16 protein-coding genes are annotated in these 26,522 nt (G+C 42.4%); all 16 read left to right on the top strand.

What is annotated here, in order from left to right:
* Positions 1 to 183: 183 nt before the first annotated feature.
* Complete coding sequence (locus LC454_RS23800) at positions 184 to 4,260, top strand: two-component regulator propeller domain-containing protein (RefSeq protein WP_223584945.1); 4,077 nt, start codon at positions 184 to 186, stop codon at positions 4,258 to 4,260.
* Between the two features lie 183 nt (positions 4,261 to 4,443).
* A complete protein-coding gene (fsa, locus tag LC454_RS23795) occupies positions 4,444 to 5,112 on the top strand; it encodes a fructose-6-phosphate aldolase (RefSeq protein WP_223584944.1) in 669 nt (222 codons plus the stop codon).
* Between the two features lie 7 nt (positions 5,113 to 5,119).
* Positions 5,120 to 5,977 carry a transketolase gene (locus LC454_RS23790; RefSeq protein ID WP_262903141.1) on the top strand — a complete coding sequence of 286 codons (858 nt, stop codon included), beginning with the start codon at positions 5,120 to 5,122 and terminating at the stop codon, positions 5,975 to 5,977.
* 28 nt (positions 5,978 to 6,005) lie between these two features.
* On the top strand, positions 6,006 to 6,971 hold the full coding sequence (locus LC454_RS23785) for a transketolase family protein (RefSeq protein WP_223584943.1): 966 nt from the start codon (positions 6,006 to 6,008) through the stop codon (positions 6,969 to 6,971).
* 48 nt (positions 6,972 to 7,019) lie between these two features.
* Positions 7,020 to 7,853: an alpha/beta hydrolase gene (locus LC454_RS23780; RefSeq protein WP_223584942.1), complete on the top strand. Its 834-nt coding sequence runs from the start codon at positions 7,020 to 7,022 to the stop codon at positions 7,851 to 7,853.
* Between the two features lie 210 nt (positions 7,854 to 8,063).
* Positions 8,064 to 9,614 carry a glycoside hydrolase 43 family protein gene (locus tag LC454_RS23775; RefSeq protein ID WP_223584941.1) on the top strand — a complete coding sequence of 517 codons (1,551 nt, stop codon included), beginning with the start codon at positions 8,064 to 8,066 and terminating at the stop codon, positions 9,612 to 9,614.
* A gap of 6 nt (positions 9,615 to 9,620) precedes the next feature.
* Positions 9,621 to 11,003, top strand: a complete 1,383-nt coding sequence (locus tag LC454_RS23770) for a glycoside hydrolase family 43 protein (RefSeq protein ID WP_223584940.1) — start codon at positions 9,621 to 9,623, stop codon at positions 11,001 to 11,003.
* A gap of 6 nt (positions 11,004 to 11,009) precedes the next feature.
* Positions 11,010 to 12,914 carry a sialate O-acetylesterase gene (locus LC454_RS23765; protein ID WP_223584939.1) on the top strand — a complete coding sequence of 635 codons (1,905 nt, stop codon included), beginning with the start codon at positions 11,010 to 11,012 and terminating at the stop codon, positions 12,912 to 12,914.
* Between the two features lie 127 nt (positions 12,915 to 13,041).
* Entirely contained in the window at positions 13,042 to 15,108 is a 2,067-nt protein-coding gene (locus tag LC454_RS23760) for a hypothetical protein (RefSeq protein ID WP_223584938.1), read from the top strand.
* A 248-nt stretch (positions 15,109 to 15,356) separates the two neighbouring features.
* Positions 15,357 to 16,769, top strand: coding sequence for an MFS transporter (locus LC454_RS23755; RefSeq protein ID WP_223584937.1), 1,413 nt, complete (start codon positions 15,357 to 15,359; stop codon positions 16,767 to 16,769).
* A gap of 19 nt (positions 16,770 to 16,788) precedes the next feature.
* A complete protein-coding gene (locus LC454_RS23750) occupies positions 16,789 to 17,931 on the top strand; it encodes an endo-1,4-beta-xylanase (protein WP_223584936.1) in 1,143 nt (380 codons plus the stop codon).
* A gap of 8 nt (positions 17,932 to 17,939) precedes the next feature.
* Positions 17,940 to 18,911, top strand: a complete 972-nt coding sequence (locus LC454_RS23745; RefSeq protein ID WP_223584935.1) for a glycoside hydrolase family 43 protein — start codon at positions 17,940 to 17,942, stop codon at positions 18,909 to 18,911.
* Positions 18,912 to 18,946: 35 nt separating this feature from the next.
* Positions 18,947 to 20,986 carry an alpha-glucuronidase gene (locus LC454_RS23740; protein ID WP_223584934.1) on the top strand — a complete coding sequence of 680 codons (2,040 nt, stop codon included), beginning with the start codon at positions 18,947 to 18,949 and terminating at the stop codon, positions 20,984 to 20,986.
* A gap of 172 nt (positions 20,987 to 21,158) precedes the next feature.
* A complete protein-coding gene (locus LC454_RS23735; protein ID WP_223584933.1) occupies positions 21,159 to 21,746 on the top strand; it encodes an RNA polymerase sigma factor in 588 nt (195 codons plus the stop codon).
* 65 nt (positions 21,747 to 21,811) lie between these two features.
* Positions 21,812 to 23,005 (top strand): FecR family protein, encoded by a 1,194-nt coding sequence (locus LC454_RS23730; RefSeq protein ID WP_223584932.1) that lies wholly within the window; start codon positions 21,812 to 21,814, stop codon positions 23,003 to 23,005.
* Between the two features lie 91 nt (positions 23,006 to 23,096).
* A complete protein-coding gene (locus LC454_RS23725; RefSeq protein ID WP_223584931.1) occupies positions 23,097 to 26,471 on the top strand; it encodes a SusC/RagA family TonB-linked outer membrane protein in 3,375 nt (1,124 codons plus the stop codon).
* The last annotated feature ends 51 nt before the right edge of the window (positions 26,472 to 26,522 follow it).

Below are 26,522 nucleotides of genomic sequence, written 5' to 3'. Positions count from 1 at the left end.
ATCAAAACTAGCTAATGAAAAATTGGGGGGATAGCAAGAATGTTTAAATGAAGGATAAGAATGTCAAATATGTTCGATTATGGGTACAAATCGTTCTCGAGACTCGTTGGATCGGGATTAATTTAATAAATTAGTTGACAGTACACGACGTTATTTTTTATAGCGAAGATTACACCTAAATATATGACACGAACTTTACTGCTATTATGCTTGGCATTGCTAACATTTTTTTGCTATGGGCAGAATCAGCCTGTTACATTTCAACGGTATTCGTCGAAAGATGGACTTTCCTCCAATACCATCTATAGCATTTATCGCGATAGTGATGGTTTTCTCTGGTTGGGAACAGAAGATGGGCTTAATCGCTTTGACGGCCGCCATTACACCGTCTATCGTTATGATGCAGACAAAGAAAACAGTTTGATGGCTAATCATATTTCGGCGCTCTGTGAAGATAAAAAAGGTCGGATATGGATTGGCACAAATGGTGGTGGCTTGAGTTATTACGATCGCGAGGCTGACCGCATTCGTTCGTATAATCTCACTCCAGACGGTAAATGGCTTAGTACAGCTATAAATGCAATTGATAAAGATGCAGATGGAAATATTTGGATTGCCTCCTATGGGGCATTATCTATTTTGGATGTTAACGACCTGCAAAAAAAATCAGATCCAAAATATAAATATGTTATCCAGACCTTTGCAGGAAAAGTGACCAGTTGCGTCTTTCGGGATAAACAAAATAACATGTGGGTTTCATCGGAAAATGCGGTTTTTCGAATTTCAAAGGATCTAAAAACGGTAAAGCGTTTTGAGGTTCTTTCCGAACAAGAAGGTTACGGAAATGGAATTGAAATGACCTCCATCATAGAAGATGATAAAGGCCGCATCTGGATAGGTTCGATGCTCGGACTTAAATACCTCAATCCGGGCGAGCTCCACTTCAATAAGTTTATTGCACAGCAGGGCAAAGGAAATCTGAGCAGCCCACGTATATATACCATGTGTTATAGTGAAAAGCAGGGATTATGGATCGGGACAGATAACGGGCTCGATGTGCTTAATACAAAAGATCTTACAATCCGTACCTTTAGGCCTGATCCAAGCAATGTGCATAGCTTATCACATAAATCTATCCGATCTATATTCGCTGATAACAGTGGCATTTATTGGATAGGCACATTTCAAGGAGGCTTGAATAAGTACGATACCAACTTAAGCCAATTTAGGTTAAAGAGTCTGGACTTCTTGGAGGGAATGACCGGTGATCCTGCCATGATAACCTCGTTTGCTGCTTATCAAAACAAGATTTTTCTGGGTGTTGATGGTGGAGGTGTTTGGCAATACGATAGGAAAACAGATGGAATCTCATCGCTGAAACTACCCGCTAGCCTGCCTTCGGATCTTACTGTATTGACTTTGGAAAGAAAACTTGATCAACTTTGGATCGGTACCTATCAACAGGGCGTACTTTGTTATGATTTTATGACTGGAAGTGTAAAGCGATATACAGCGGGCACAAAGGAGATTAATTTAAATAATAATGACATTTTTTGCCTAAAAAGTGATTTTGAAGGAAATGTTTGGGTAGGGACCAACGGTGGCGGCATCAATGTCATTCAAAAAGGCACTGGCATTGTAAAGAAATATAAACGAGATGATGGCGGAGTAGATGGAGTCCAGCTGCCCGGCAATTTTATACGTGCCCTGGAAGAGGACCAAAGTCACCATATGTGGATAGGTACCTATGGGGCAGGACTTGTCATGTATAATCCCCTGACGAAGCGAACAACAACTTTTGATAAAGCACATAATAAACTGCCTAGCAATTACATACTGGCACTGCATAGCGACAATAATGGAAATCTGTGGGTAGGGACCAATGGCAATGGCGTAGGGATACTCCGAAAAGGAAAAACACAATTTGAAACCCTTTCCGAAAAAGATGGCCTAACGAATGGTGCGATACAGAGTATCGTCGAAGACGATAAAGGACGGATGTGGTTTTCAACGAATAAAGGGTTAAGCTGTTATGCTCCAGCCGAAAAAAAATTTAAAAACTATTCAAATGCGGTGGGATTACAGGAGGGCGCTTTTATGCTCGGTGCATCCCTAAAGACCGCCGACGGGGAAATATACTTTGGTGGACAAAAGGGTTTTAATCATTTTTATCCGGCATACCTAAAGACAAATGGCAATCCTGCTAAAGTGGCTCTGACAGACCTAAAAATTGATAATGTCAGCATTCAACCCGCAGATAAAGGACCAATACAACAATCGTTGTTGACCGCAGATCGTATTCGGTTAAAGTATAAACAAAATTTTTCAATTTCTTTTGCGGCATTAAATCTTACCGTGCCCGAGGATAATCAATATGAGTATCGGCTGGTTGGCTTTGATAAAAACTGGATTCGGAATGGGAAAGAAAATAATGCTTATTATACCAATCTGGATCCCGGAGATTATATCTTCCAGGTGCGTGCCAGCAATAATGACGGAATTTGGAACAAGGAAATCAAATCCATTGCCATACACGTTGCCCCACCATTCTGGCGTACAGTTTATGCCTACATTTTTTATGTGCTTGCAATAGCGGGAACACTGTGGTGGATGCGGCATCGCGGAATACAAAAATTAAAACAAAAATTTGCCATCGAACAGGAGCGTATAGAAGCGAAACAACTTATTGAACAGCAGAAAAGAGATGCCGAAACCAAACATCAACTTGATGCGATGAAAATAAAGTTTTTAACAAATTTAAGCCATGAATTCCGTACGCCAATTTCATTGATCATGGGGCCTATTGATGCCTTGGTTTCCAAAAATAAGGATAGTAAACTGGGGGATCAGCTTGCGCTCATCAGCAGAAATGCGCGAAGATTGTTAAATCTCGTAAATCAGCTGCTTGATTTCAGAAAAATGGAGTACCACGAGCTGAAACTGCAGGATGAAGATGGCGATTTGGTATCTTTTGTGCAGGAAACGTATCGGTCATTTCAGGATATGGCACTGCAAAAGGGGATTGATTACTCTTTTTTGCCTTGCCAAGAGAAGGTATATTGCCGTTTCGACCGCAATAAAGTCGAACGCATTCTATTTAATCTAATCTATAACGCCTTTAAATTCACGAAGAAGGGCGGTGATATCGCAGTAAGTATTTCATCAGTAAACATCGCGGACAAAAAATTACATGTCTATCTGGAGGTACGGGACACAGGAATAGGAATTCCTCAGCAGTTACACGAATCTATTTTTGAGAGTTTTTTTCAATATGACAATGATGGCAAGGTCGCTAGCCAGGGTTCGGGCATTGGTCTATCGATCGCGCAGTCGTTTGTACAAATGTATAATGGAAAGATCGCGGTGGACAGCCAGCCAACAAAAGGCAGTGTGTTCACATTTGATCTATGGTTAGATCCTGCAGAGCAGGATCATGAAATCGCATTCGAACGGGAGATCATGACTTCAGCCGAGCCCATCGAAGTAAGACAGAACCCACTTGTGCTGATTATCGAAGATGATGAAGATTTTAGGTATTATCTCAAAGAATCCTTAAGTGAATACTATCAGATCATCGAGGCTACTAATGGGAAAGACGGCTGGCAAAAGGCCCTTTTTCATCACCCTGACCTTGTCGTAAGCGATGTACAAATGCCTTATCTCAACGGAATGGAATTTTCACAGAAACTGGCGCAGGACAAGCGCACAAAACATATCCCTGTCGTTTTATTGACCGCTTCACAGGTAGATAATGGACTTGTCTGCGGATTGGAATCCGGCGCGGTAGGTTACCTTACAAAACCTTTTGATATGCAAGTGCTTGTTGCAAAGGTTAATAGTTTGCTCCAGTTAAATCAGGCATTTAAAGAAGTTTATAGTAAGCAGGTGTCAATTGTAGCTCCCGAATTGACCGTCGTCTCCGAAAAGGATAAGTTTTTGCAAAAAGTATTAAACTACGTCCACGATAATATCGATAACCCACAATTGTCGGTTGAAGCACTGAGTAGCCACACCTCAATGAGTAGAGCGTCTTTGTATAATAAACTACTGGAAATCACGGGAATGTCACCTGTGGATTTTATCCGCTCAGTAAAATTGGAGAAGGCCGCGAGCTTGCTGGAGAAAAGTGATAAGTCTATTTCTGAAATTGCCTACGAAACGGGATTCGCAAATCCGAACTATTTTACCAAGGTTTTCAAAGCAAAATATCAGATGACGCCAAGTGAATATATTCATTCGCAAAAATGTACTTCGATATAACAGCCATATAATTGCTGTATAAATAGCTGTTTTAGGTGCTATTTTTCGGAAGGGTAATTTGTTTTATACATTTTTACCCTTCTTTTTTTTATTTGTTGCAATCCTCACTTATTGAAAACGATAGTTTTGTCTTATAACCAATCACCGGAGAACCGGTGACTATTCAACTAATCAATTTAAAAAATGAAATTTTTTATCGATACAGCAAGTCTCAGTGAGATTCGTATAGCTCAAAATTTAGGGATATTGGATGGTGTAACTACCAACCCCTCACTGATGGCTAAAGAGGGAATCACAGGGACAGAAAATATCCACGCTCATTACCGCGCAATCTGTAGCATCGTCGAAGGCGATGTCAGTGCGGAAGTGATTTCGACCGATTATAGCTCTATGATTGAAGAAGGTTTGCTATTGGCGGCCTTAGATCATAAAATCGTTGTTAAGGTCCCGATGACTGAGGATGGTATTAAAGCGATCAAATATTTTAATACCCATCAGATTAAAACGAACTGTACTTTGATCTTTTCTGCCGGGCAGGCACTTTTGGCTGCCAAGGCCGGCGCCACATATGTGTCGCCGTTTGTTGGAAGGCTTGATGACATATCTGTCGATGGCTTGGCCTTGATTCGTGAAATACGTACGATTTATGATAATTATGATTTTCCGACGCAGATTTTAGCAGCTTCGGTTCGTCATAGTGCCCATATCTTAGGCTGTGCTAAAATTGGAGCAGATGTAATGACCGGGCCTTTACAGGCTATATATGGACTATTGAAACATCCCTTGACCGATAGTGGACTGGCGCAATTTTTAGCTGATCATAAACGTGTGGCTACACAAATTAATAAATGAGATGGTGATGATTAAAAATAGTGTACACAATTTAGAGGCGATCGTTGCGCAAGTGCGGCGGGATATCATCCGTATGGTTCATGGTTGTCAATCTGGGCATCCCGGTGGATCGTTGGGTTGTACCGAATTATTGGTCTGCCTGTATTTCGAATTGATGCAGCGAAATGAACAATTTGATTTAAATGGATCCGGAGAAGATCTGTTTTTCCTTTCCAACGGGCATATATCGCCGGTGTTTTACAGTGTACTGGCGCGCGCAGGATATTTTCCCATTGATGAACTTGCAACTTTCAGAAAACTCAATTCGCGTTTGCAGGGCCACCCAACACCCAACGAAGGTTTGCCGGGTATCCGTATTGCTTCGGGATCATTGGGGCAGGGGCTTTCCGTATCGATCGGAGCTGCTCAAGCCAAAAAATTGAACAACGATAACCGATTGGTATATGTGCTTATGGGGGACGGCGAATTACAAGAGGGCCAGATCTGGGAAGCAGCCATGTATGCAGCTCACAATAGGATAGACAACTTGATTGCGATTGTGGATTATAACGGCGCCCAGATTGATGGCGCTACTAACGATGTGCTCTCATTGGGCGACTTACCGGGCAAATGGATAGCATTTGGCTGGAAGGTTATTGAAGTTAGGCGCGGCAACGACATCAGCTCGGTCATCGCCGGTTTAAGAAAGGCTCAGGATGCTACCAAAAAACGATTTCCGGTCATGGTATTGTTGCACACCGAAATGGGTAATGGTGTCGACTTTATGATGGGCTCGCACAAATGGCATGGGGTAGCGCCAAATGATGCGCAATTGGCATTGGCGTTGAATCAGAATACCGAGACATTGGGAGACTATATCGCTTAAGAAATCATAAATTTCCAAATTGATTAAAATGAAAAAATATACCTATACAGAATCGAAAGATACACGTTCCGGTTTTGGTGCAGGACTGGTAGAAGCTGCAAAACAAGACGAGAATGTGGTTGCGCTCTGCGCAGATCTAATTGGTTCCCTCAAGATGAATGATTTTATCAATGCCTATCCAGAACGATTTTTTCAGATTGGTATTGCCGAAGCTAATATGATGGGGATCGCAGCTGGGCTAACCATCGGTGGTAAAATTCCTTTTACGGGTACATTTGCCAACTTTTCGACGGGAAGGGTCTACGATCAGATTCGGCAATCAATTGCCTACTCGGATAAAAATGTGAAGATCGCAGCCTCTCACGCCGGACTTACTTTGGGTGAAGATGGCGCGACCCACCAGATCCTGGAAGATATCGGATTGATGAAGATGCTTCCGGGCATGACAGTGATCAATCCCTGCGACTATAACCAGACCAAGGCAGCAACAGTTGCAGCAGCCAGACATAAAGGGCCTGTTTACTTGCGTTTTGGGCGTCCGGTTGTCCCTGTTTTTACAGATGAAAATCAAGAGTTTGAGATCGGAAAAGCGATCATGATCAATCCTGGGACTGCGGTTACCATCCTTGCAACAGGACACTTAGTATGGGAGGCAATCCTGGCGGGTGAGGAATTGGAGAAATTGGGAATTGACGCCGAAATCATCAATATACATACGATCAAACCCCTGGACAACGAGGCTATACTGGTCTCGGTCGCAAAAACAGGCTGCGTGGTGACAGCCGAAGAACATAACCGTATTGGTGGTCTAGGTGACAGTGTCGCGCAACTCTTGTCCGTGCAGATGCCTGCACCTCAGGAATATATTGCTGTAGATGATAGTTTCGGCGAATCGGGAAGACCACAAGAGCTTATGGACAAATACGGGCTAAATGCCGATGCTATTGTAGCGGCGGTACTTCGGGTACTCAAAAGAAAACTAATCAACTCGTAAAATAAAGTGGTTTAACACTAATATTGATTACTATTTAACTAATTATAAATGAGAAAGATTATTTGCACAGCACTATGGATTTTTTCGTTTAGCCTTTTATCGCAGGCACAACAGACTGCACCTAAGGGATTTGATATCGAACAGAAACTTATGTCGACCGGAAAAATAGATTCTATTATTTATCCGTCCAAAACAGTTGGCGTATCTCGAAAAGCATTGATATATACTCCGCCGGGATATGATATCCAAAAGAGATATCCTGTATTGTACCTCCTGCATGGAATCGGAGGCGATGAAAGGGAATGGTTGCGACACGGAAATCCGCAAGTTATTTTGGATAACCTGTATGGCGAAGGAAAAATAGAACCAATGGTGGTAGTTATGCCTAATGGTCGAGCCATGAAAGATGACCGATCTGGCGGAAACGTCATGGCACCGGATCGGGTGGCTGCATTCTCAACTTTTGAAAAGGATTTGATTAACGACCTGATTCCATATATTGAACAACAATTTTCAGTTGTCCGTGACCGTGAGCACCGCGCAATTTTTGGTCTATCTATGGGCGGTGGTCAGGCGCTGAATTTTGGTCTGGGACATATTGATACATTTGCTTGGGTAGGTGGATTTTCTTCTGCCCCCAACACCAAGATGCCACAAGAGCTATTGCCAGTTCCCAAGGAAGCGAAAGAAAAGCTAAAATTGTTGTGGATATCCTGCGGGGATCAAGACGGCTTACTGCATATTAGCAAAAGGACACACGAGTATCTTTTGGCTCATGAGGTGCCCCACATATACTATTTGGAACCAGGAGGGCATGATTTCAACGTGTGGAAGAATGATCTTTATCAAATTGCTCAATTACTATTTAAGGTGGTTAAATAGACTTGTAAAAAACTCAACTATAATGGGTTAACCAAGTATTGGAATAACCGAGATTTAAATAGCGAACTTCGTTTAATAAGTAATTTGGGAACTGGATCAGAGCAGCAAATGAAAAATGCTATTGTAAAATATATACGTGTATTGGCGTTTCCTTAACTGGATACACCACCAATGAAACCTCTTTTAATATTGATAATCAATAAAGTAACGATGAGAATATATGTGCTCGTTTTCTCTTTTTTTGCCGTATTTACTAGTGCTTCGGCACAACAGGCAAAAAACCCGATCATTTTTGCTGATGTGCCCGATCTATCAATGATACGTGTCGGCGATACCTATTACATGAGTAGTACGACCATGCATATGAACCCCGGACTTCCGATTATGAAATCCAAAGATCTAGTCAATTGGGCATTGATCAACTATGCGTACAACAGTTTGGGAAATACCGAAGAACTGAACCTGTGGCAGCAAAAAAACGCCTATGGACAGGGTTCATGGGCAAGCAGTTTACGTTTCCATGATGGTAAATATTACGTCAGTACATTTTCTGCTAACACAGGAAAAACGCATATCTACACAACGAGAGATCTGGAAAATGGTCCCTGGGAAGCAACGGAATTTAAGCCAATGCTACACGATCACAGCTTATTTTTTGAAAATGGGAAGGCATACATGCTGTGGGGGGGAGGGCGTTTACATTTGGCCGAACTACTTCCAGACCTTTCGGGTTTGAAACCAGGAACGGAACGGATTTTGATCGAAGATGCTTCTTTGCCAAGTTTACCTAAAGCAGGAAGGATGGGGCTGCCTGCAGAAGGTTCACAACTGTTCAGGATAAATGGTATGTATTATCTTTTTAATATTTCCTGGCCGGTGGATGGAATGCGTACCGTGATCGTGCATCGTGCTGCTCGACTTGAAGGACCTTATGAAGGTAAGGTGGTCCTCCAAGATCAGGGCGTAGCACAAGGCGGCTTGATCGATATGCCGAATGGGCAATGGTATGCCTACCTTTTTCAGGACCACGGCGCAGTGGGCAGAATTCCATATTTGGTACCTGTCAGCTGGGAAGATGGGTGGCCCGTCTTGGGTGTTCAAGGGAAAGTACCAGCTTTATTAGCCCTACCGGCTAATAAAGCGCTCATGCCGGGTATTGTCAATTCTGATGATTTCAATAGAAACGAAAATCAACCGGCTTTGCCCTTGGTCTGGCAATGGAATCATAATCCTGACCCAGATCTGTGGTCAGTAACTGAACGAAAGGGCTTTTTGCGCTTAAAAACCGGAGCGATTACAAACGACTTCTTACAAGCCAAAAATACACTGACACAACGAACGATTGGGCCTACCTGTAGCGCTTCTGTTGCTATAGATGTGTCGCAGATGAAAGATGGTGATTTCGCAGGCTTGTCCCTCTTGCAAAAGAATTATGGTCTCCTGGGCGTTCGAATGGAAGGAAACAAAAAATCATTGATTATGGTCAATGCGATGACGGGAATTCCGGAAGAAGTCGCCAGGATCAGCCTGCAAGATCAACATATATTTCTAAAAGCGAGTTGCGATTTCGCCAATAAAAGAGACACCGCAGATTTTTTTTACAGTACTGATGGACGCCATTGGATTGCAATCGGTAATCCATTGAAAATGAGCTACACCATACCGCATTTTATGGGGTATCGGTTTGGACTTTTTAACTACGCCAGTAAAGCGGCTGGAGGATTTGTTGATATTGATTATTTCCACATTACTACAGAGTAAGACGATATGAGAAGACAATTTTTTACGGTGTTAATTTTTGGATTTTTGATGATGTTATTGGTGACGATTAATGTACTAAGGGCCCAGAATCCGATCATACAAACCGCCTATACTGCAGATCCCGCACCTCTAGTTTATAATAATCGCCTGTATCTCTACACAACACAGGACGAAGAAGAATCGACCTGGTTTAATATGAACAATTGGCGTGTATATTCAACGGATGATATGGTCAACTGGACGGATCATGGTGCAATTTTGTCCTATACTGATTTTGAATGGGCCAAAGGCGATGCCTGGGCTGCACAATGTGTGGAGAAAAACGGCAAATTTTATTTATATGTGCCTGTTATTTCCAAATTGAATAATCGGGGAGCAATTGGCGTGGCCGTAGCGGACAGCCCATTGGGACCGTTTTATGATCCTTTAGGAAAACCACTTGTGCAAAGTGAGTGGGGAGATATTGATCCGACCATATTTGTTGATGACGACGGACAGGCCCATATGTACTGGGGGAATCCACAATTGAAATATGTAAAACTTAACGCAGACATGATCTCGTATCAGGTTGATATTGTAGATGTTCCGATGACAGCGGCATCCTTTGGTAAACGTGAAGGAGATGCCAAACGACCGTCCAATTATGAGGAGGGACCATGGCTGTACAGAAGGAATAGTCTATATTATCTTTTTTGGCCCGGAGGTCCTCTACCTGAATTTATTGGTTACTCGACCAGTAAAAATGCAGCAGGTCCATGGAAATATGGTGGAGTGGTGATGCCAGCCGAAGGGCGAGCTTTTACCAATCATCCCGGTGTGATCGACTTTAGGGGAAAAAGTTATTTCTTTTACCACAATGGCGCTTTGCCTGGAGGAAGTGGTTTCACGCGCTCGGTCGCTGTACAGGAATTAAAGTTTAATCCCGATGGTAGCATTCAGCCAATGAAAATGGCTACAGGGATTACAGAGGCACTCAAAACTGTGAATCCCTATAGTCTAATGCAGGCCGAAACAATATCCTGGTCCGCACATGTTAAATCGTTTCAAAATAATAAAGTGGGGGTTTTTATCAAAGCGCTCAAAAATGGAGCATATACAAGCATAAAGAATGTTGATTTTGGCAAAAAGGGAGCAATGAATTTCTTTGCGCGAGTAGGGACAACTCACAACGGCGGTGTCAGTATGGAAGTGAGGTCAACAGCTGTCGATGGTCCTCTTTTAGCTACGATAGCGGTTCCAATGACGGGCGGCGATGACCGATGGACTACGGTTGATACTCAGCTTTCTAGTAGGGTAACGGGAATCCACGACATCTATTTTGTTTTTAAAGGTAAGGCTCCGACGAATATCCTATTTTTTGATTGCTGGAAGTTTGGGGAAATAAAGTAAAATTAAATGACTGATCAAACTGGAGCTTTATTTTTTGCCTCAAACTATTTGCGCTATGTGCTGCTGACTGTTGTGTTGTCGTTGGCACTGCAGCCAAGTTTTGGTAAAATACGCCTTCCTGCACTTGTGGGCGATAAAATGATACTGCAACGAGATATTGAACTCAACATTTGGGGCTGGGCTGCAAAAGGTGAAAAGGTGACCATTCGTTTTCGTGATGTATATTATTATACGGAGGCCGGAAGTGATGGTAGATGGAAACTGACTATTCCGCCGCAGCACTATGGCGGTCCATATATCATGGAGATCAACGAACTGGTCATCCGCGATGTTTTGATCGGCGACGTATGGCTCTGCTCAGGTCAGTCCAATATGGAAACACCCATCCAACGGCTCGTTGAGCGATTCCCAGAAATCAACGTTTCCAATAATCATATGATACGTTATTTTAAGGTCCCGACGCAAAATAGCGCATTCGACGTCAAGGATGCTATTCCTTCGGATGCAAGATGGCACTCGGCCATAGCCTCAGATGTAATGAATTGGACGGCATTAGCTTATTTTTATGCACAGGAAGCTTACCAGCATACTGGTGTGCCAGTCGGAATGCTCGTTTCCAGTCTAGGTGGGTCGACAATAGAAAATTGGATTGACCAGCAGCATTTAATAGATTTTCCTGACTTATTGATTGACCGGACGGCCGTGGATAGCCTCAAAACGGTTGAAAAAGACCGCGGGGCAGACTTATGGACAAAAGAAAACTTTAATGATACAAACTGGTCTATCGTGCAGGTTCCAGAATACTGGGCTAAACCTAGTATATCCAACAGAGGCGTTGTTTATTACCGTAAGCATTTTGTGCTGCCGGCAGCCAAGAATGGCAGGTATGCAAAGTTGTACTTGGGTACTTTAATTGATAGTGATTCAGTCTATGTTAACGGCCATTTCGTAGGGACTACCGCTTATCGCTACCCACCACGGATTTACGATGTACCAGCAGGGATTCTCCATGAGGGAAACAATACGATAACGATCCGCTTGCGGACAGCAGGTGTAGATGGTGGTTTTACGCCAGATAAACCGTATAAGTTGCAGGTTGATGATACGATAATTGATCTCGCCGGGGATTGGCGTTGGAAAGTGGGACTTGACCAAGATGCAATAGACAGGTATAAAGAACGACTGAGGGATGCTGGCCAGGTTGGTTCAGGTCTATACAATGGTATGATTAACCCATTGAAAGACTATGGTGTTAAAGGTGTCATCTGGTATCAAGGTGAAGCAAATACAGCAGATCCAAAACCTTATCAAAGGTATCTCGCCCTACTGATCGATAGTTGGCGAGAGCTATTCCAGCAACCTAAACTTCCCTTTTTGCTTGTGCAACTTCCTAATTTTATGGCGAAAGATGCCGTCCCGAAAGAATCAAGTTGGGCGTTGGTTAGGGAAGCTCAGTTTCAGATCAGTAAAGAAATACCTATGACGGCACTAGCAGTGACTTATGATATTGGCGAGTGGAACGATATCCACCCCCTAAATAAAAAAGACCTGGCGAAACGACTATTCTTGGCTGCACGCAAGCTAATTTATGGCGAGCATATCGTCGCAGCTGGACCTCGATACAAAGCGATACATATAAACGGCGATGAGATTGCGGTTTCCTTTGATCAGATCGGAAAAGGACTGGCCATTGCTCATGGGACAACACTGCAACATTTCGCGATAGCTGGAGAGGACCAAAAATTCTTTTGGGCAGATGCTGTCATAAGGGGGAGAGCAATTATTGTGAGCCATCCTAAAATTAAACATCCCAAAGCGGTGCGCTATGCTTGGGGCGATAATCCTGTAGATGCAAATCTGATAAATAAAGAAGGTTTTTTGGCGATACCATTTCGTACCGACAATTGGTAGAATAACGCATATTTAATCACTATAAATCAATTCAAACAACTAAGGATCAGTATATAATTCATCAATTTAAGTAACTAATTTATTCAATTTTATGAAGGGACTAAATATTGTCTTAAAAAAAAGGACAATGGCATTGGTATTGTCCATCACAGGAATCTTGTCGACGACAACAGTTATAGGGCAAAAGCAACAAAATGTGCTGAAAGATTTAAGTAAAGGATTTGTACATCAATCTATCGGCAATCCTTATCTGCCACTTTGGGAACATCTTCCAGATGGCGAGCCCCGGGTTTTTGAGGATCCGGATCAGCCCGGGAAATACCGCGCCTATATCATTGGTTCACACGACTTGCGTTTTACAAGTTATTGTGGACCTGACATCAGAATGTGGTCAGCGCCTATTGAGAATTTGACGAGCTGGCGTGATGAGGGAGCTATTTTTACCTATCCAATGGATGGAAAATGGGATGTCATGTATGCACCGGATATCGTGGAGGTCAAACGAAAAGATGGAAAGAAAGAATATTATTTGTTTCCACACAGCAGGGGAGAACATCGTGAAGCCATGGTCGTTAAAGGAGATAGACCCAACGGCCCATTTAAACCGGTGAATCTGACCGCGGATGGACAACGTACCTTGCCGGGAAGTATCTTGGGATTTGATCCGGCAGTCTACATTGAATACGTTACCGATCCGAAAGATCCCGATTTCGACATTGGATTCAGAGCTTATGGCTTTTGGGGATTTCAACGATCCATGGCCGCCCAGTTAGACCAAAAAACAATGTATTCGCTTAGACCGGGAACGGAGGTTATCAACTACCTGCTACCTGCAAGTGCGCGATATGGAGAGTTGCGTGATCCCAAAGGAACCACTTACCCCAATATTTTTGCTGGTGAAGATCTGGGGACCTTTAATTTCTTCGAAGCTTCATCGATTCGTAAGGTGGGAAATAAATTTGTCACAGTATACAGTGGCTATTCTGGACCCGAATATGGCGTCAGCAGCTCCAACTCAACCTTACGTTATGCAGTCGCCGATTCACCACTGGGACCATGGAAAAGTGGTGGCGTGTTGGTCGACTCGCGTGCTCCGGTAGTGAATAGGGATGGCTCAGGCATTGAAACCAGCAATGCAGGTCACAATACCCATGGTAGTATTGAGTTGATCAATGGACAATGGTATGTATTTTATCATAGACCACCACGGGGCTTTGGATTCGCAAGGCAGGCGGTAGTGGAGCCCATTAAAGTGCAATGGGACGAAAAAAGTGTGAAAGAGGGTGGGATGGTTTCTATTCGTGCATTTAATCCTTTCCAAGAGAGTCTGACGACCAAAGATAAAAATGGGAAGGAATATAAAGGTGCGGAGGTTACATCTGAAGGATTTCATTTTTATGGACTAGATCCCTACAGGTACTATTCTGCTGGATATGCCTGTTATCTTTCAGATATCAGCTTACAGCAAGATTCCTGGGATGTCTGGGACAATCATATGCCAGTGACCAATATGAAAAATGGAAATATTGTCGGCTTTAAATATTTTGGATTCGGCGGGCTTGATCAGGACAAATTTGGATTGAAAGCTTTTAATGGTACGAAAGCGGGAAATCAGACGGCCTTTGATCTATTTATTTCCCCACAAACACAGGCTGCGTTTAAGGTCAATGTGTGGTTGGATGGTCCTTGGGAAAATGATGTCTGGAAGGGGAAAAAGATTGCCCAGATCGTAATTCCGGCTAATGCTAAATCTGAGGTGACACACTTCACAGCTGATGTTTCGAAATATGTTGATCATTTGGGGGGCAAGCATGCGCTATATCTGGTGGCCGAAGGGGAAGAGGGTAAACCTCTCTTCGATTTTATCGGATTGGGGTTTAGTTCAAAAAACCAAAAAATTGTACGTCCAATATCGCCGAAGGTCGATATTACCGTAAATGGTAAAAAACTTGCTTTACCCTCTATTCCGATCAGATCCACAGATGAGAATGGTATCATTGGTTACAATACCTATGAGGTCATTTCTCCCTTGGAAATAAAAGGTAAAAAAATTCCTGTTGTAAAAGCATTCGCGACTAATCCTGACGTGAAGATTACGGTCAGGCAGGCGAGTTCGTTGACAGGTCATGCTCAAGTTGATTGTGTTTACAAGGGACAGACGAAAAGCTATCTGGTCAAATATGTTACGAACTGAATAGATCAAAGGTAGGTGCGGTTTGAAATACTTTGTAAAAAGAGGGGATCTATTTCAGATTCCCTCTTTTTTTACCGGCAGTAGGTACAGTAGGTACCTACGTAGTCCTCATCTTTTGTCGGTTATTTCTCGTATAATGCGCCTTTTTAAACATTTTTATTGGAATATAAAACATTTGTATCGGGTGCCGACAGCATAGTTCTTGTAGTTTTACCACAGTAATTCAATATTAGAATAACCAATTATATATGGACCAAATTATAACAGAGGCAAAGCCTGTCAAAGGCTTTTATAAGCTCTCAATGAAGCAACGGGTAGGATTTGGCGCAGGCGATCTGGCACAGAATCTTATCTATCAGACTGTTTCAATGTATCTATTGATTTTCTACACTAATGTGTACGGAATTTCAGCTGCTTCAGCGGGGGTCATGTTTCTGATTGTCCGGATCGTTGATGTGATTTGGGATCCCATTGTTGGTGCATTTGTTGATAAAAGCAATCCCCGTCTGGGTAAGTATAGGTCATATCTGGTTTTGGGCGGAATTCCGCTTACAGGTTTTGCGGTGCTGTGTTTTTGGAATGGATATTCCGGCTCATTGACCTACGCATATATTACCTATGTTGGGCTATCTATTTTATACACATTGATTAATGTTCCGTATGGTGCTTTAAATGCTTCCCTAACCAGAGATACCGACGAAGTGACAAAGTTGACTTCCACGCGCATGTTTATGGCGAATATTGGGGGGCTCGCCGTTGGTTATGGTGTACCTATTGTCGTCAAATATTTCTCTCCCGATGGAAAGATTAACTCGAAGGATTCAGCCGGTGCCTGGTTTACGACAATGCTTATTTATGCTTTGGTTGGTTTAATCCTTTTATTTTTTTGCTTTTCACAAACAAAAGAACGCGTTATTATGGATGAAAAAGAGACGGAAAATGTCCAAGTGTCTGATCTTTGGCAGGAATTTAAACATAATCGACCATTGCGCATTCTTGCATTTTTCTTTATTACTGCTTTTGCCATGATGGCCATCGGAAATTCGGCGGGTTCCTATTATATGATCTACAATGTCAATGCACCTGATATGCTTCCATATTTCATGGCTTTGGGATCGTTGCCTGCATTTATATTCATGCCGCTTGTACCTGCTATTAAACGCGCGATCGGAAAAAAGCAAATGTTCTATGTTTTCTTGGGGATAGCTATCCTGGGCATGATTATGTTATATATTATTTCAACTAACGAAACACTTAAAGGAAATACTTGGCTGGTATTGAGTGCGCAATTTATCAAATCCACAGGTGTGATCGTCGCGACAGGATATATGTGGGCTCTGGTCCCGGAAGTGATATCTTATGGTGAATATAAAACTGGTAAACGTATATCCGGAATTGTCAATGCATTGACAGGCATCTTTTACAAAGCTGGTATGGCACTGGGCGGAATTGTTCCGGGACTGGTGCTGGCGTATGTTGCATTTGATAAAGATAATGTAACGACGCAATCTGCTATGGCCGAAAAGGGGATCCTATGGCTGGTGGCTGTTATTCCCGCAATACTTTTATTGTTAGCCATGTACGTCATTTCAAAATATGAATTGGATGATGCCACCATAGATAAAATCAATCGCGATATCGAATTCAAAGCTAATTATTAATCAAAAATAAACCACGCATATGCTAAAGACTATTGTTTTGGCCGTAACAGCCCTATTGGGATCTCATGCTGTTGCCGCAACTACACAACACATGAATCAAGCGCCTGATTCACTGACCTTGAAAGAGGCATTTGAAAATAACTTTTTTATAGGTACTGCCCTCAATCTTGATCAGATATGGGAAAGGGACACTCAGGCTGTAGCAGTTGTCAAAAAGCAATTCAACTCCATTGTCGCCGAAAACTGCATGAAAAGCATGTTTCTGCAGCCTCAGGAGGGACAATTTTACTTTAACGACGCGGATCGTTTTGTAGCATTCGGTGAACAAAATAAGATGCAGATTATAGGTCATACATTAATCTGGCATTCGCAGACACCAGCTTGGTTTTTTGTTGATAAAAACGGGAAAGATGTCTCGCGGCCGGTATTGATTGAACGCATGCGTAAACATATACAAACAGTTGTTTCCCGGTATAAAGGCCGCGTGTTCGGCTGGGATGTTGTGAACGAAGCCATACTGGATAATGGTGAATGGCGTGAAAGCAAATTCTATAAAATTATTGGGCCTGAATTTATACAATTGGCTTTTCAATTTGCCCATGAAGCCGACCCTAATGCCGAACTGTATTATAATGATTACTCAACGGCCATTCCCGAAAAGCGAAAAGGAATTATGACGATGGTACAACAGGTGAAGGCTGCGGGTGGAAAGGTAAGTGGCATAGGTATGCAAGAGCATAACGCTTTGGACAATCCATCATTGGGCGAAGTTGAAAAGACCATTCTCGGATTTGCAAGCCTGGGTGTGAAGGTGATGATTACCGAAATGGATATCTCGGTGCTCCCACATGTGCGCCCCAATATGGGAGCAGAAATTGGCGAGCGCTATGCTTACAGTAAGGAGACTAATCCTTATGAAAAAGGTCTGCCGGCTGGTAAAATGGCTGAGCTTGGCAGGCGATATATTGACTTTTTTAATCTTTATCTCAAACATCAGGATAAGATATCCCGCGTGACCCTGTGGGGGGTTGGGGATGGAGATTCATGGAAAAACGGATGGCCTATTCCCGGACGCACGGATTATCCTCTTTTATTTGACCGTCATTATCATCCCAAACCATTTGTAAAAGATATTATAGCATTGACTCAAAAAAAAAAGTGATAAAGAAAATGAAAAAAAGTAAGTATTTGTATCCAAGTGATTACATGGCTGATCCATCAGCGCATGTTTTTGAAAACAAGATTTATATCTATCCGTCTCATGACCGCGAGAGTGGTATTCCCGAAAATGATAACGGTGATCATTTCGATATGCAAGATTACCATGCATTTTCACTGACTGATCTGCAGAGCGAAGTATTAGACCATGGGAAAGTATTGGATGTAAAAGATATTCCTTGGGCTGGTCGACAGCTTTGGGATTCGGATGTTACCGAGAAAGATGGCAGGTACTATATGTATTTTTCCATGAAAGACAAAAATGACATTTTTAGACTAGGTGTCGCTTTATCGGACAAACCTTATGGTCCATTTGTGCCCCAGAATAATCCGATAAAAGGGAGTTACAGTATCGATCCCTGTGCGTTTAAAGATAATGATGGATGCTATTACCTCTATTTTGGTGGTATATGGGGCGGGCAATTGCAGTTTTATCGAAATAATAAAATTGTTTCACCCAACGAATTACCGAAGGCGGATGAACCTGCATTAACTCCAAAGGTTGTCAAGATGTCAGCAGATATGCTTGAATTTTCTGAGCAACCCCGTGATCTCGTTATCTTAGATAAAAATGGCTTAGTCTTAAAACAGGGGGATACCGATAAACGATTTTTTGAAGCATCCTGGATGCATAAATATCAGGGTAAATATTATTTTTCATATTCGACCGGTGATAGCCATTTAATTTGTTATGCAATAGGAGAGAATCCATATGGACCATTCACCTATCAGGGGGTTATTTTATCACCGGTTATTGGCTGGACGACACATCACAGTATCTTAGAATTTCAGGGCAAATGGTACCTTTTTTATCATGATTCCGTCCCATCGGGAGGGAAAACTTGGCTAAGGAGTATGAAAGTCATCGAAATTGAATATGACGAAAACGGACACATCAAGCCTATAAACGGTTTATCTTCTTAAATAATGATTTTGACAGTTCGCTAATGACTTATATCATGCGTTTGAACCTTTTCCTGTTCATAGTTTTATGTTGCTTACCGCAAGGGGTAAGATCGGAAGATGGTAGTCAACTATGGCTGCGATTTTCCAAACAGGAGAGAGCCGGTCACACTATAAATATCAGGGGCATATCGCCTACCGATGCGACAATAACGTTGGCCAAAGAGGAGCTTTTGAATTATTGGAACGGGGTCGATGTGACACTTCAACTTGATCGCAAACACCAACGGCTAAAAGGTGGCTACCAGATTAGTCAAGACCCTAAAGGAATCCATGTGGTTGCCGGCCAGGCAATAGGTTTGTTATATGGTGCTTATCATTTGCTGCGGCTTCAGGAGACAGGGAGGCAGCTACCTCATTTGCCAATCATCGAAATACCTTCTTATGATATTCGCATGCTAAACCATTGGGACAATTTGGATGGTACCATAGAACGTGGTTATGCCGGTCATTCGTTGTGGAAATGGCACGAGCTGCCACAAAAGCTTTCTCCCAGATACGAAGAATATGCGCGAGCGAATGCATCTATTGGTATAAATGCCACTGTCTTGAATAACGTAAATGCCGCTCCTCAACTATTGGAAGCAAACTATCTCATTAAAGTGAAGGCTCTAGCTGATATTTTTCGCAAATATGGCATCAAGGTGTATTTATCGGTTAATTTTTCTTCTCCCCAAATTTTAGGTGGTCTACCGAGTTCGGATCCCTTAAATAAAGATGTCCAGCACTGGTGGAGGTCAAAAGTAAAACAAATTTATAGATTAATTCCAGATTTCGGCGGTTTTTTGGTCAAGGCAAATTCTGAAGGTCAGCCGGGACCGCAAGATTACGGACGCACACATGCTGATGGAGCCAATATGCTCGCCGACGCACTTAGCCCACATGGCGGTATCGTATTTTGGCGAGCTTTTGTTTATCAGCCAACCAAAGATGACCGCGCAAAGCAGGCTTTCCAGGAGTTTGTACCCTTAGATGGAACATTTAAAGAAAATGTTATTCTCCAGGTAAAAAATGGACCGATAGATTTTCAGCCACGAGAACCATTCAATCCCTTATTCGGTGCCATGCACAAGACTGCGAAGATGCTTGAATTTCAGTTGACACAGGAATATTTAGGCTTTTCCAATCATTTGGTGTATTTGGCTCCCTTATTTAAAGAGGTATTGGATGACGAAACCTTTGCCTATGGGGTGGGCTCTACAGTGGCTGAAATGACGGGCAGAAACCGACGCTTAGGTTCCAAAACAGCTATTGCAGCAGTGGCGAATATCGGTCATGATACTAACTGGACAGGACACCATTTTGCACAGGCCAATTGGTATGCCTTTGGACGATTGGCCTGGGGCAACAGTCTTTCGGCCGAACAGATCGCCGATGAATGGATACAAATGACTTTCACACGAGACCGGGAGTTTATTAATCCGGTTAAAAAGATGATGTTGGAATCACGCGAGGCTGCTGTAGACTACATGATGCCCATGGGTTTACATCACCTGTTTGCCTTTGATCATCATTATGGACCCGAACCTTGGGGAAATATTCCTGGCGGCCGTCCAGATTGGATGCCTTGGTATTACCATAACGCAGACAGGCTGGGACTGGGCTTTGATCGGACTATTGATGGAAGTAATGCCATATCCCAATATAATCTACCATTGCGCAATATATATAACAATAAATCGACCTGTCCTGAAAATCTTCTTCTGTGGTTTCATCATGTTTCTTGGAATTACACAATGAAAAACGGTAATACACTTTGGAGAGAACTATGTTACCGTTATGATCATGGTGTCCAAAAGGTGCGTGAATTTCAGAAAGTTTGGGATTGTATGGAAAAATTTATAGATCAATCTCGTTTTCATGCGGTACAATCCAAACTTAGAATACAGGTCCGGGATGCAATTTGGTGGAAAGATGCCTGCTTGCAATACTTCCAACTGTTTTCGGGTCAGCCTATTCCTTATGAATTAGAGCGACCAGTTCATGATTTAGAAGAATTAAAAAGAATCAAACTGCCTATGGGGCATCATAATTAGGTGACCCATAAATTGCGCTAGTTTTCAGTTGGTTGCCAAATTACGGTAGGTTAATTTCCTTTAAGCCAAGATTTACTCCCTGCAATGAACGAATCATGTGGTGGCAACTATCGATTCTTTTTTGTTATCTTTATGGACTGAAACGATCAACCTGAGCTAAAGTAATCTATCCATGAACTATACGAGCGAAAAACAACTGCTTGAGGAATTCCTAAAGGGAGAAGAGCGGGCGTGCGCGCAGGTATATAATCGTTATTTCAGTCGTATTTGTTTGTATGCCTCGAGTTTTGTGGATGAAAGCAAAGAGGCAGAGGATATTGCAGAGGAGGGATTTATTCGTTTATGGCAGGGTAAACGTAATTTTGAAAGCTTAGCACATCTAAAAGCCGCTCTTTATCAAACGACACGTCGAATTGGACTTAATTATCAGACGGCTCGGCAGCGCAGATTGAATCGGATAGATGTGTACACGGCCCAGCAAGACCAAAATCAAAATTCCTATTTGCAAGACATCGTTTATGCCGAGGCAATGGCTGAATTATACGAAGCGATTCAAAAGCTTCCACCAAAGGCACGGGAAATTATTCAGTTGACCTATTTGGAGGGGAATAGCAACCAGGAAGTTGCCGACCTTTTACACATCAGTATCCAAACAGTAAAAAATCAGAAAATGCGTGCATTGAGCCTTCTTCGCCAGCATTTAAATAGAGAGTCTTTTAGTTATCTCCTTTCATTAGCCGTCCTTTTTGGAAAATTTTAATTTTTTTTAAGTGTCTTTGGTACTTTTCTTAATCGGTGTGGTATCTATTATTGAAATAGCTCAACATGGATTTTATCGAAGAAGAAAAACTTATCCGTATCAGTGCACTTGTATTAAAGGAAATGCAGGGCCGGCTAACAGGTGAAGAACGAATTTTCCTGGATAGCTGGCTGAAAGAATCGGCACTCCATACAAAGATCTATCAACGTTGTTTGAGTGGACATAAACAGCGCGAAGCATATGCAAGTCTCCGATATTTCGAGACCCAGCGTAATTTTGATGGACTCAAAGCCAAAATAGCATTTCCGTCCAAGACGAGGACAGTTGTACTAAGAAGACTATGGCCCATTGTTGCAGCAGCAAGTGTACTCATCGCTATCAGTGGAATCTGGTTTTGGAATAAGGGGGCCAATCAACAGTTAAATGAGCGATTGGTATCTATAAACGATCGACTACCAGCCTCCAACCTAGCAACCATTACGCTTTCAGATGGCCGTCAATATCAGTTAAATAAAACTGAAAACAAGGTTGTGATCGATAGCGGGGGAATTCATTATAGCCATGGAGACCAGGTTGCAGCAATCAACGCTGCAGTCTCTGCCAAAATAGAAACACCGCGCGGTGGCACATATGATGTGACACTACCTGACGGAACAAACGTTAAACTGAATGCGGGAACAATACTTACTTATCCGACTGTTTTTGCGAAAGACAAGCGCGAAGTAACACTCCTTGGAGAAGCCTATTTTGAGGTTGCGAAGCGTAAAGATCAACCCTTTATTGTCCATAGCAAAAATCAGCAGGTCAGGGTATTGGGCACACATTTCAATATAAACGCCTACCAAACATCAGCTAAAATAAAAACCACATTGCTTGAGGGTAAGGTGACTGTGAAAGAGCTAAATAGAGGTCATCAAGTAACCTTGTTACCTGGCGATCAGGCCGTCAATAGTGCTGCGAATTTTTCTAAGCGGGCAGTCAATGTACAACAGGAAATGGCTTGGGTGTATGGTAAATTTAACTTTGACGGGAAATCTCTTCGTGAGGTTATGGATGAATTGTCCCAATGGTATGCCATTGATGTGGTCTATAAGGGCGACATACCTGAGGTCGAATTTTTCGGAGGAACATTCAGAACAAGTAAATTGTCCACGATATTGAAAATATTGAAAGATCAGGATTTGTCCTATCAGCTGACGGATGACGGTAAACTTATTATTGAAAAAAATGCATCTAACATACGGAAAGGAGGACAATAACGAAGAAAAAAAATACATAACACTGCGTATATGAATTAACAAATTGGACAGTAGATCCCGCAATCTAACCTAACTAAACTAACTAGAATTAATGAAATTAAGTTGTTTTTCACAAGCGACCAAACCCTTATTATGGCTATTTTTTGCTGTCTTACTCCAGATCAGCCATCGGGTCAACGCACAAACTGTAACTTACTCTGGGCATAATGTTTCACTTGAGGACGTGCTCCAGACAATCAAGCTTCAGACGAACTATGAGGTACTCGGAGCGAAAAAGATATTGGAGGCGGCACGGCCAATTTCAATCAAAGCCGAAAAAATGCCTCTTAAATTATTCCTCAATAAAATTTTAACCAATCAGGAAATCGGGTATACCATTGAATCGAAAACGATCTTCCTGGAAAAGAAAACAAATCCGCGCAAGATTGAACAGAAAGCCCGTCCTATGACGGAAAAATCATCCCAAATACAAATCAAAGGCCAGATCTTCGGAAAAGATCGCAAGCCACTATACGGAGTGAATATCACTCAGGGGGGCAATGCGATTGCCGCGACCGATAAGGAGGGCAGGTTTACAACCGTTGGAAACATGCAACCGCTTACAATGAGTATGGTAGGCTACAAAAATTTTATACTCAATTTAGCAGAGAACAAGGACGAATATATAATACAGATGGAAGCAGAGGCAAATTCCTTGGAACAGGTTGTTGTTACTGGTTATCAGACGCTTAAAAAGGATTCCTTTACCGGAACCGCCATTACCAAAAGTGGAGATGAACTGCGGCAGGTCAACCCACAGAATGTGCTACAGGCTATGCAGGTATTTGATCCATCTTTTAAGATATTACCTAATAACTTAGCGGGCTCCAATCCGAATGCGCTGCCTAATATTAATGTACGTGGATCCTCGGCATTACCTAGTGGAAGCACGGATGTGTTACGTCGAGACAATGTCACGACGACTATGAATTTACCTGCTTTTATCTTGGATGGTTTTGAAGTGAGTCTGGAGAAAGTAATGGATCTGGATATGACGCGTATTGAGAGTGTCACCACATTAAAGGATGCAGCAGCGAGTGCTATCTACGGTTCGCGTGCAGCCAATGGGATAATGGTAATCGTTACAAAGGCTCCTAAAGAAGGTAAATTGCAGCTTACGTATACGCATGAAACAAATGTAAATGTACCAGATTTGTCAGGCTATAACCTATTGAATGCACCGGAAAAGCTCGCTTATGAAAAATTAGCAGGGCTTTATGATGGTCAGAAACAACGTCAATCGCAGGACGTATTAGACGAATTATACTATCATAAACTTGCAAATGTGCTCGGGGGAATAGATACCTATTGGTTATCACAACCGGTACGTACAGCAATTGGGCAAAAACATGGTGTATTCTTGGAGGGTGGTGCACAGACTTTTCGTTATGGCGTAGATATGCGTTACCAAACTCGCCCTGGTGTGATGAAAGGTTCTGGGAGAAACCAGTATTCCGGTGGGTTAAATTTTAGTTACAATCCCAAAAATAAAATCCGTTTTCAAAATGAGCTCTCCATTACGGTAGTCGATGGCAGGGAATCTCCTTATGGTAGTTTTGAGAATTTTGTTAAAATGAACCCTTACTATAGGCTGAAAGACGATCAAGGTAATATCACACAATTATCGGATCGTTGGACCAGAGTAGATGCCTCCGGAAATAGAAACGAGGAATATGTACTTAATCCTGCATATGACGCTACATTGAGCAGCTACAACAAATCGGGCTATACCGAACTATTGAATAATCTTTCAGCCGACATTGATCTAGGTCAGGGATTGCGCCTACGTGGATTGCTATCTTTACTGAAACGCATGAACACGGGTGACGATTTCCGTTCACCCTTGTCTAACGAGTTCTATTCCTACGAAACCTCGAGAGCAGATGAAAGAGGGAGCTATGGAAGCTATAGTAACAATGAACTGTATTGGGACGGAAATATACGATTGAATTGGGACCGAAATATAGGGAAGCACTATTTTAATGTGATCGCTGGAGCCAATATAAGGACAGAAAGTTATGATGAACGCTACTTCAAAGCGATTGGTTTTCCCAATGACCGTTTCACCGATATTGGTTTTGCTAAAGGCTATGAGGAGGGGAAAAGTCCAGAAACTAATGTGGGGGCCTCACGTCTATTTGGCTCTTTCCTAAGTGGTAACTATAGTTATGACAACCGGTATCTACTTGATGCAACCTTACGCATAGACGGATCGTCCAAATTTGGCGCAAATAAACGTACAGCGCCTTTCTGGTCTACAGGAATTGGCTGGAATGTGCATAATGAAAATTGGTTTGCCACTAAGGTGATCAGTCAGTTGCGTCTTCGCGCAACCGTTGGCTTGACAGGGTCCGTCCAATTTGATCCTTACATGTCGCGCGTTACTTATTCTTATGATAAAAACAACTGGTACTCGTCGGGACTGGGGAGTATAGTACGAAATTATGGTAATGAGAATCTTGCTTGGCAAAGGACGCAATCGGTGGACTTGGGTTTAGATATCGGCTTCTGGAAAAACAGATTGACTTTTTCACTGCGCAACTATAGTAAAATTACAAAAGATATTTTGGCAGATATTAATATCGCTCCTTCGACAGGATTTAGTTCTTATAAAGAAAATCTAGGCGATATGGAGAATAAGGGCGTGGAGTTGGGCATAAATTGGCAGGCGATTAAGTCTGAAAAATGGACTTTGAGCTTGTTGGCCAATCTTGTTCAGAATCGCAACAAAATTGTGCGTATATCGAATGCTTTGAAGAGTTACAATGAGCGCGCAGATGAAGAACAACAGAAAGATGAATTTAAAGCCGTACCCTTATTACGTTATGAAGAGGGGCAGTCCATGGATGCCATATATGCGGTTCCTTCTTTGGGTATAGATCCTGAAAGTGGACGGGAAGTCTTTGTGAAGCGAGATGGAACACTGACTTATATCTGGGATCCGCGCGATATCGCAGTGGTTGGTGTAGCGACGCCAAAAATGGAGGGATCTTTCGGTGGTACCTTGCGTTATCAGCAATGGATGTTGGTGGCCTATTTCCAAACACGCGTGGGAGGAAAGACCTATAACCAAACCCTGGTGGATCGAGTTGAAAATGCAGATCCACGTTACAATGTGGATGCGAGGGTGCTTGAGGAACGATGGAAGAATCCGGGAGATCATACATTTTTTAAAAGTATTGAGGATTTGGGACGGAGCGAGTTATCTTCTCGTTTTGTGATGCCAGATAATCTATTAACACTGCAATCCCTTAATATATCTTACGATGCTAATAAAGCTTTTGCCAATCGGTTGGCTCTGGCGAGTTTGCGTGTGGGCCTGATTGGTAACGATATTTTTCGTTGGTCTAATGTGAAGGAGGAGCGAGGCATCAATTACCCTTTTGCAAGATCAGTAACCTTGACGTTACAGGCTAGATTTAAATAAGGTTTGCTAAAATCAAGAATGTAGATTGATAGTGATGTGATTCGTGAACAT

This window comes from Sphingobacterium sp. GVS05A (assembly GCF_019969845.1).
GTDB lineage: Bacteria > Bacteroidota > Bacteroidia > Sphingobacteriales > Sphingobacteriaceae > Sphingobacterium.
This window is presented reverse-complemented; position numbering and strand designations above follow the sequence as displayed.

Coding starts and splice junctions, on each gene's coding strand:
- LC454_RS23750 (WP_223584936.1), top strand. CDS start 16,789: ATGCTAAAGACTATTGTTTTGGCCGTAACAGCCCTATTGGGATCTCAT.
- LC454_RS23745 (WP_223584935.1), top strand. CDS start 17,940: ATGAAAAAAAGTAAGTATTTGTATCCAAGTGATTACATGGCTGATCCA.
- LC454_RS23755 (WP_223584937.1), top strand. CDS start 15,357: ATGGACCAAATTATAACAGAGGCAAAGCCTGTCAAAGGCTTTTATAAG.
- LC454_RS23730 (WP_223584932.1), top strand. CDS start 21,812: ATGGATTTTATCGAAGAAGAAAAACTTATCCGTATCAGTGCACTTGTA.
- LC454_RS23765 (WP_223584939.1), top strand. CDS start 11,010: ATGACTGATCAAACTGGAGCTTTATTTTTTGCCTCAAACTATTTGCGC.
- LC454_RS23760 (WP_223584938.1), top strand. CDS start 13,042: ATGGCATTGGTATTGTCCATCACAGGAATCTTGTCGACGACAACAGTT.
- fsa (WP_223584944.1), top strand. CDS start 4,444: ATGAAATTTTTTATCGATACAGCAAGTCTCAGTGAGATTCGTATAGCT.
- LC454_RS23735 (WP_223584933.1), top strand. CDS start 21,159: ATGAACTATACGAGCGAAAAACAACTGCTTGAGGAATTCCTAAAGGGA.
- LC454_RS23800 (WP_223584945.1), top strand. CDS start 184: ATGACACGAACTTTACTGCTATTATGCTTGGCATTGCTAACATTTTTT.
- LC454_RS23770 (WP_223584940.1), top strand. CDS start 9,621: ATGAGAAGACAATTTTTTACGGTGTTAATTTTTGGATTTTTGATGATG.
- LC454_RS23775 (WP_223584941.1), top strand. CDS start 8,064: ATGAGAATATATGTGCTCGTTTTCTCTTTTTTTGCCGTATTTACTAGT.
- LC454_RS23725 (WP_223584931.1), top strand. CDS start 23,097: ATGAAATTAAGTTGTTTTTCACAAGCGACCAAACCCTTATTATGGCTA.
- LC454_RS23790 (WP_262903141.1), top strand. CDS start 5,120: ATGATTAAAAATAGTGTACACAATTTAGAGGCGATCGTTGCGCAAGTG.
- LC454_RS23785 (WP_223584943.1), top strand. CDS start 6,006: ATGAAAAAATATACCTATACAGAATCGAAAGATACACGTTCCGGTTTT.
- LC454_RS23740 (WP_223584934.1), top strand. CDS start 18,947: ATGCGTTTGAACCTTTTCCTGTTCATAGTTTTATGTTGCTTACCGCAA.
- LC454_RS23780 (WP_223584942.1), top strand. CDS start 7,020: ATGAGAAAGATTATTTGCACAGCACTATGGATTTTTTCGTTTAGCCTT.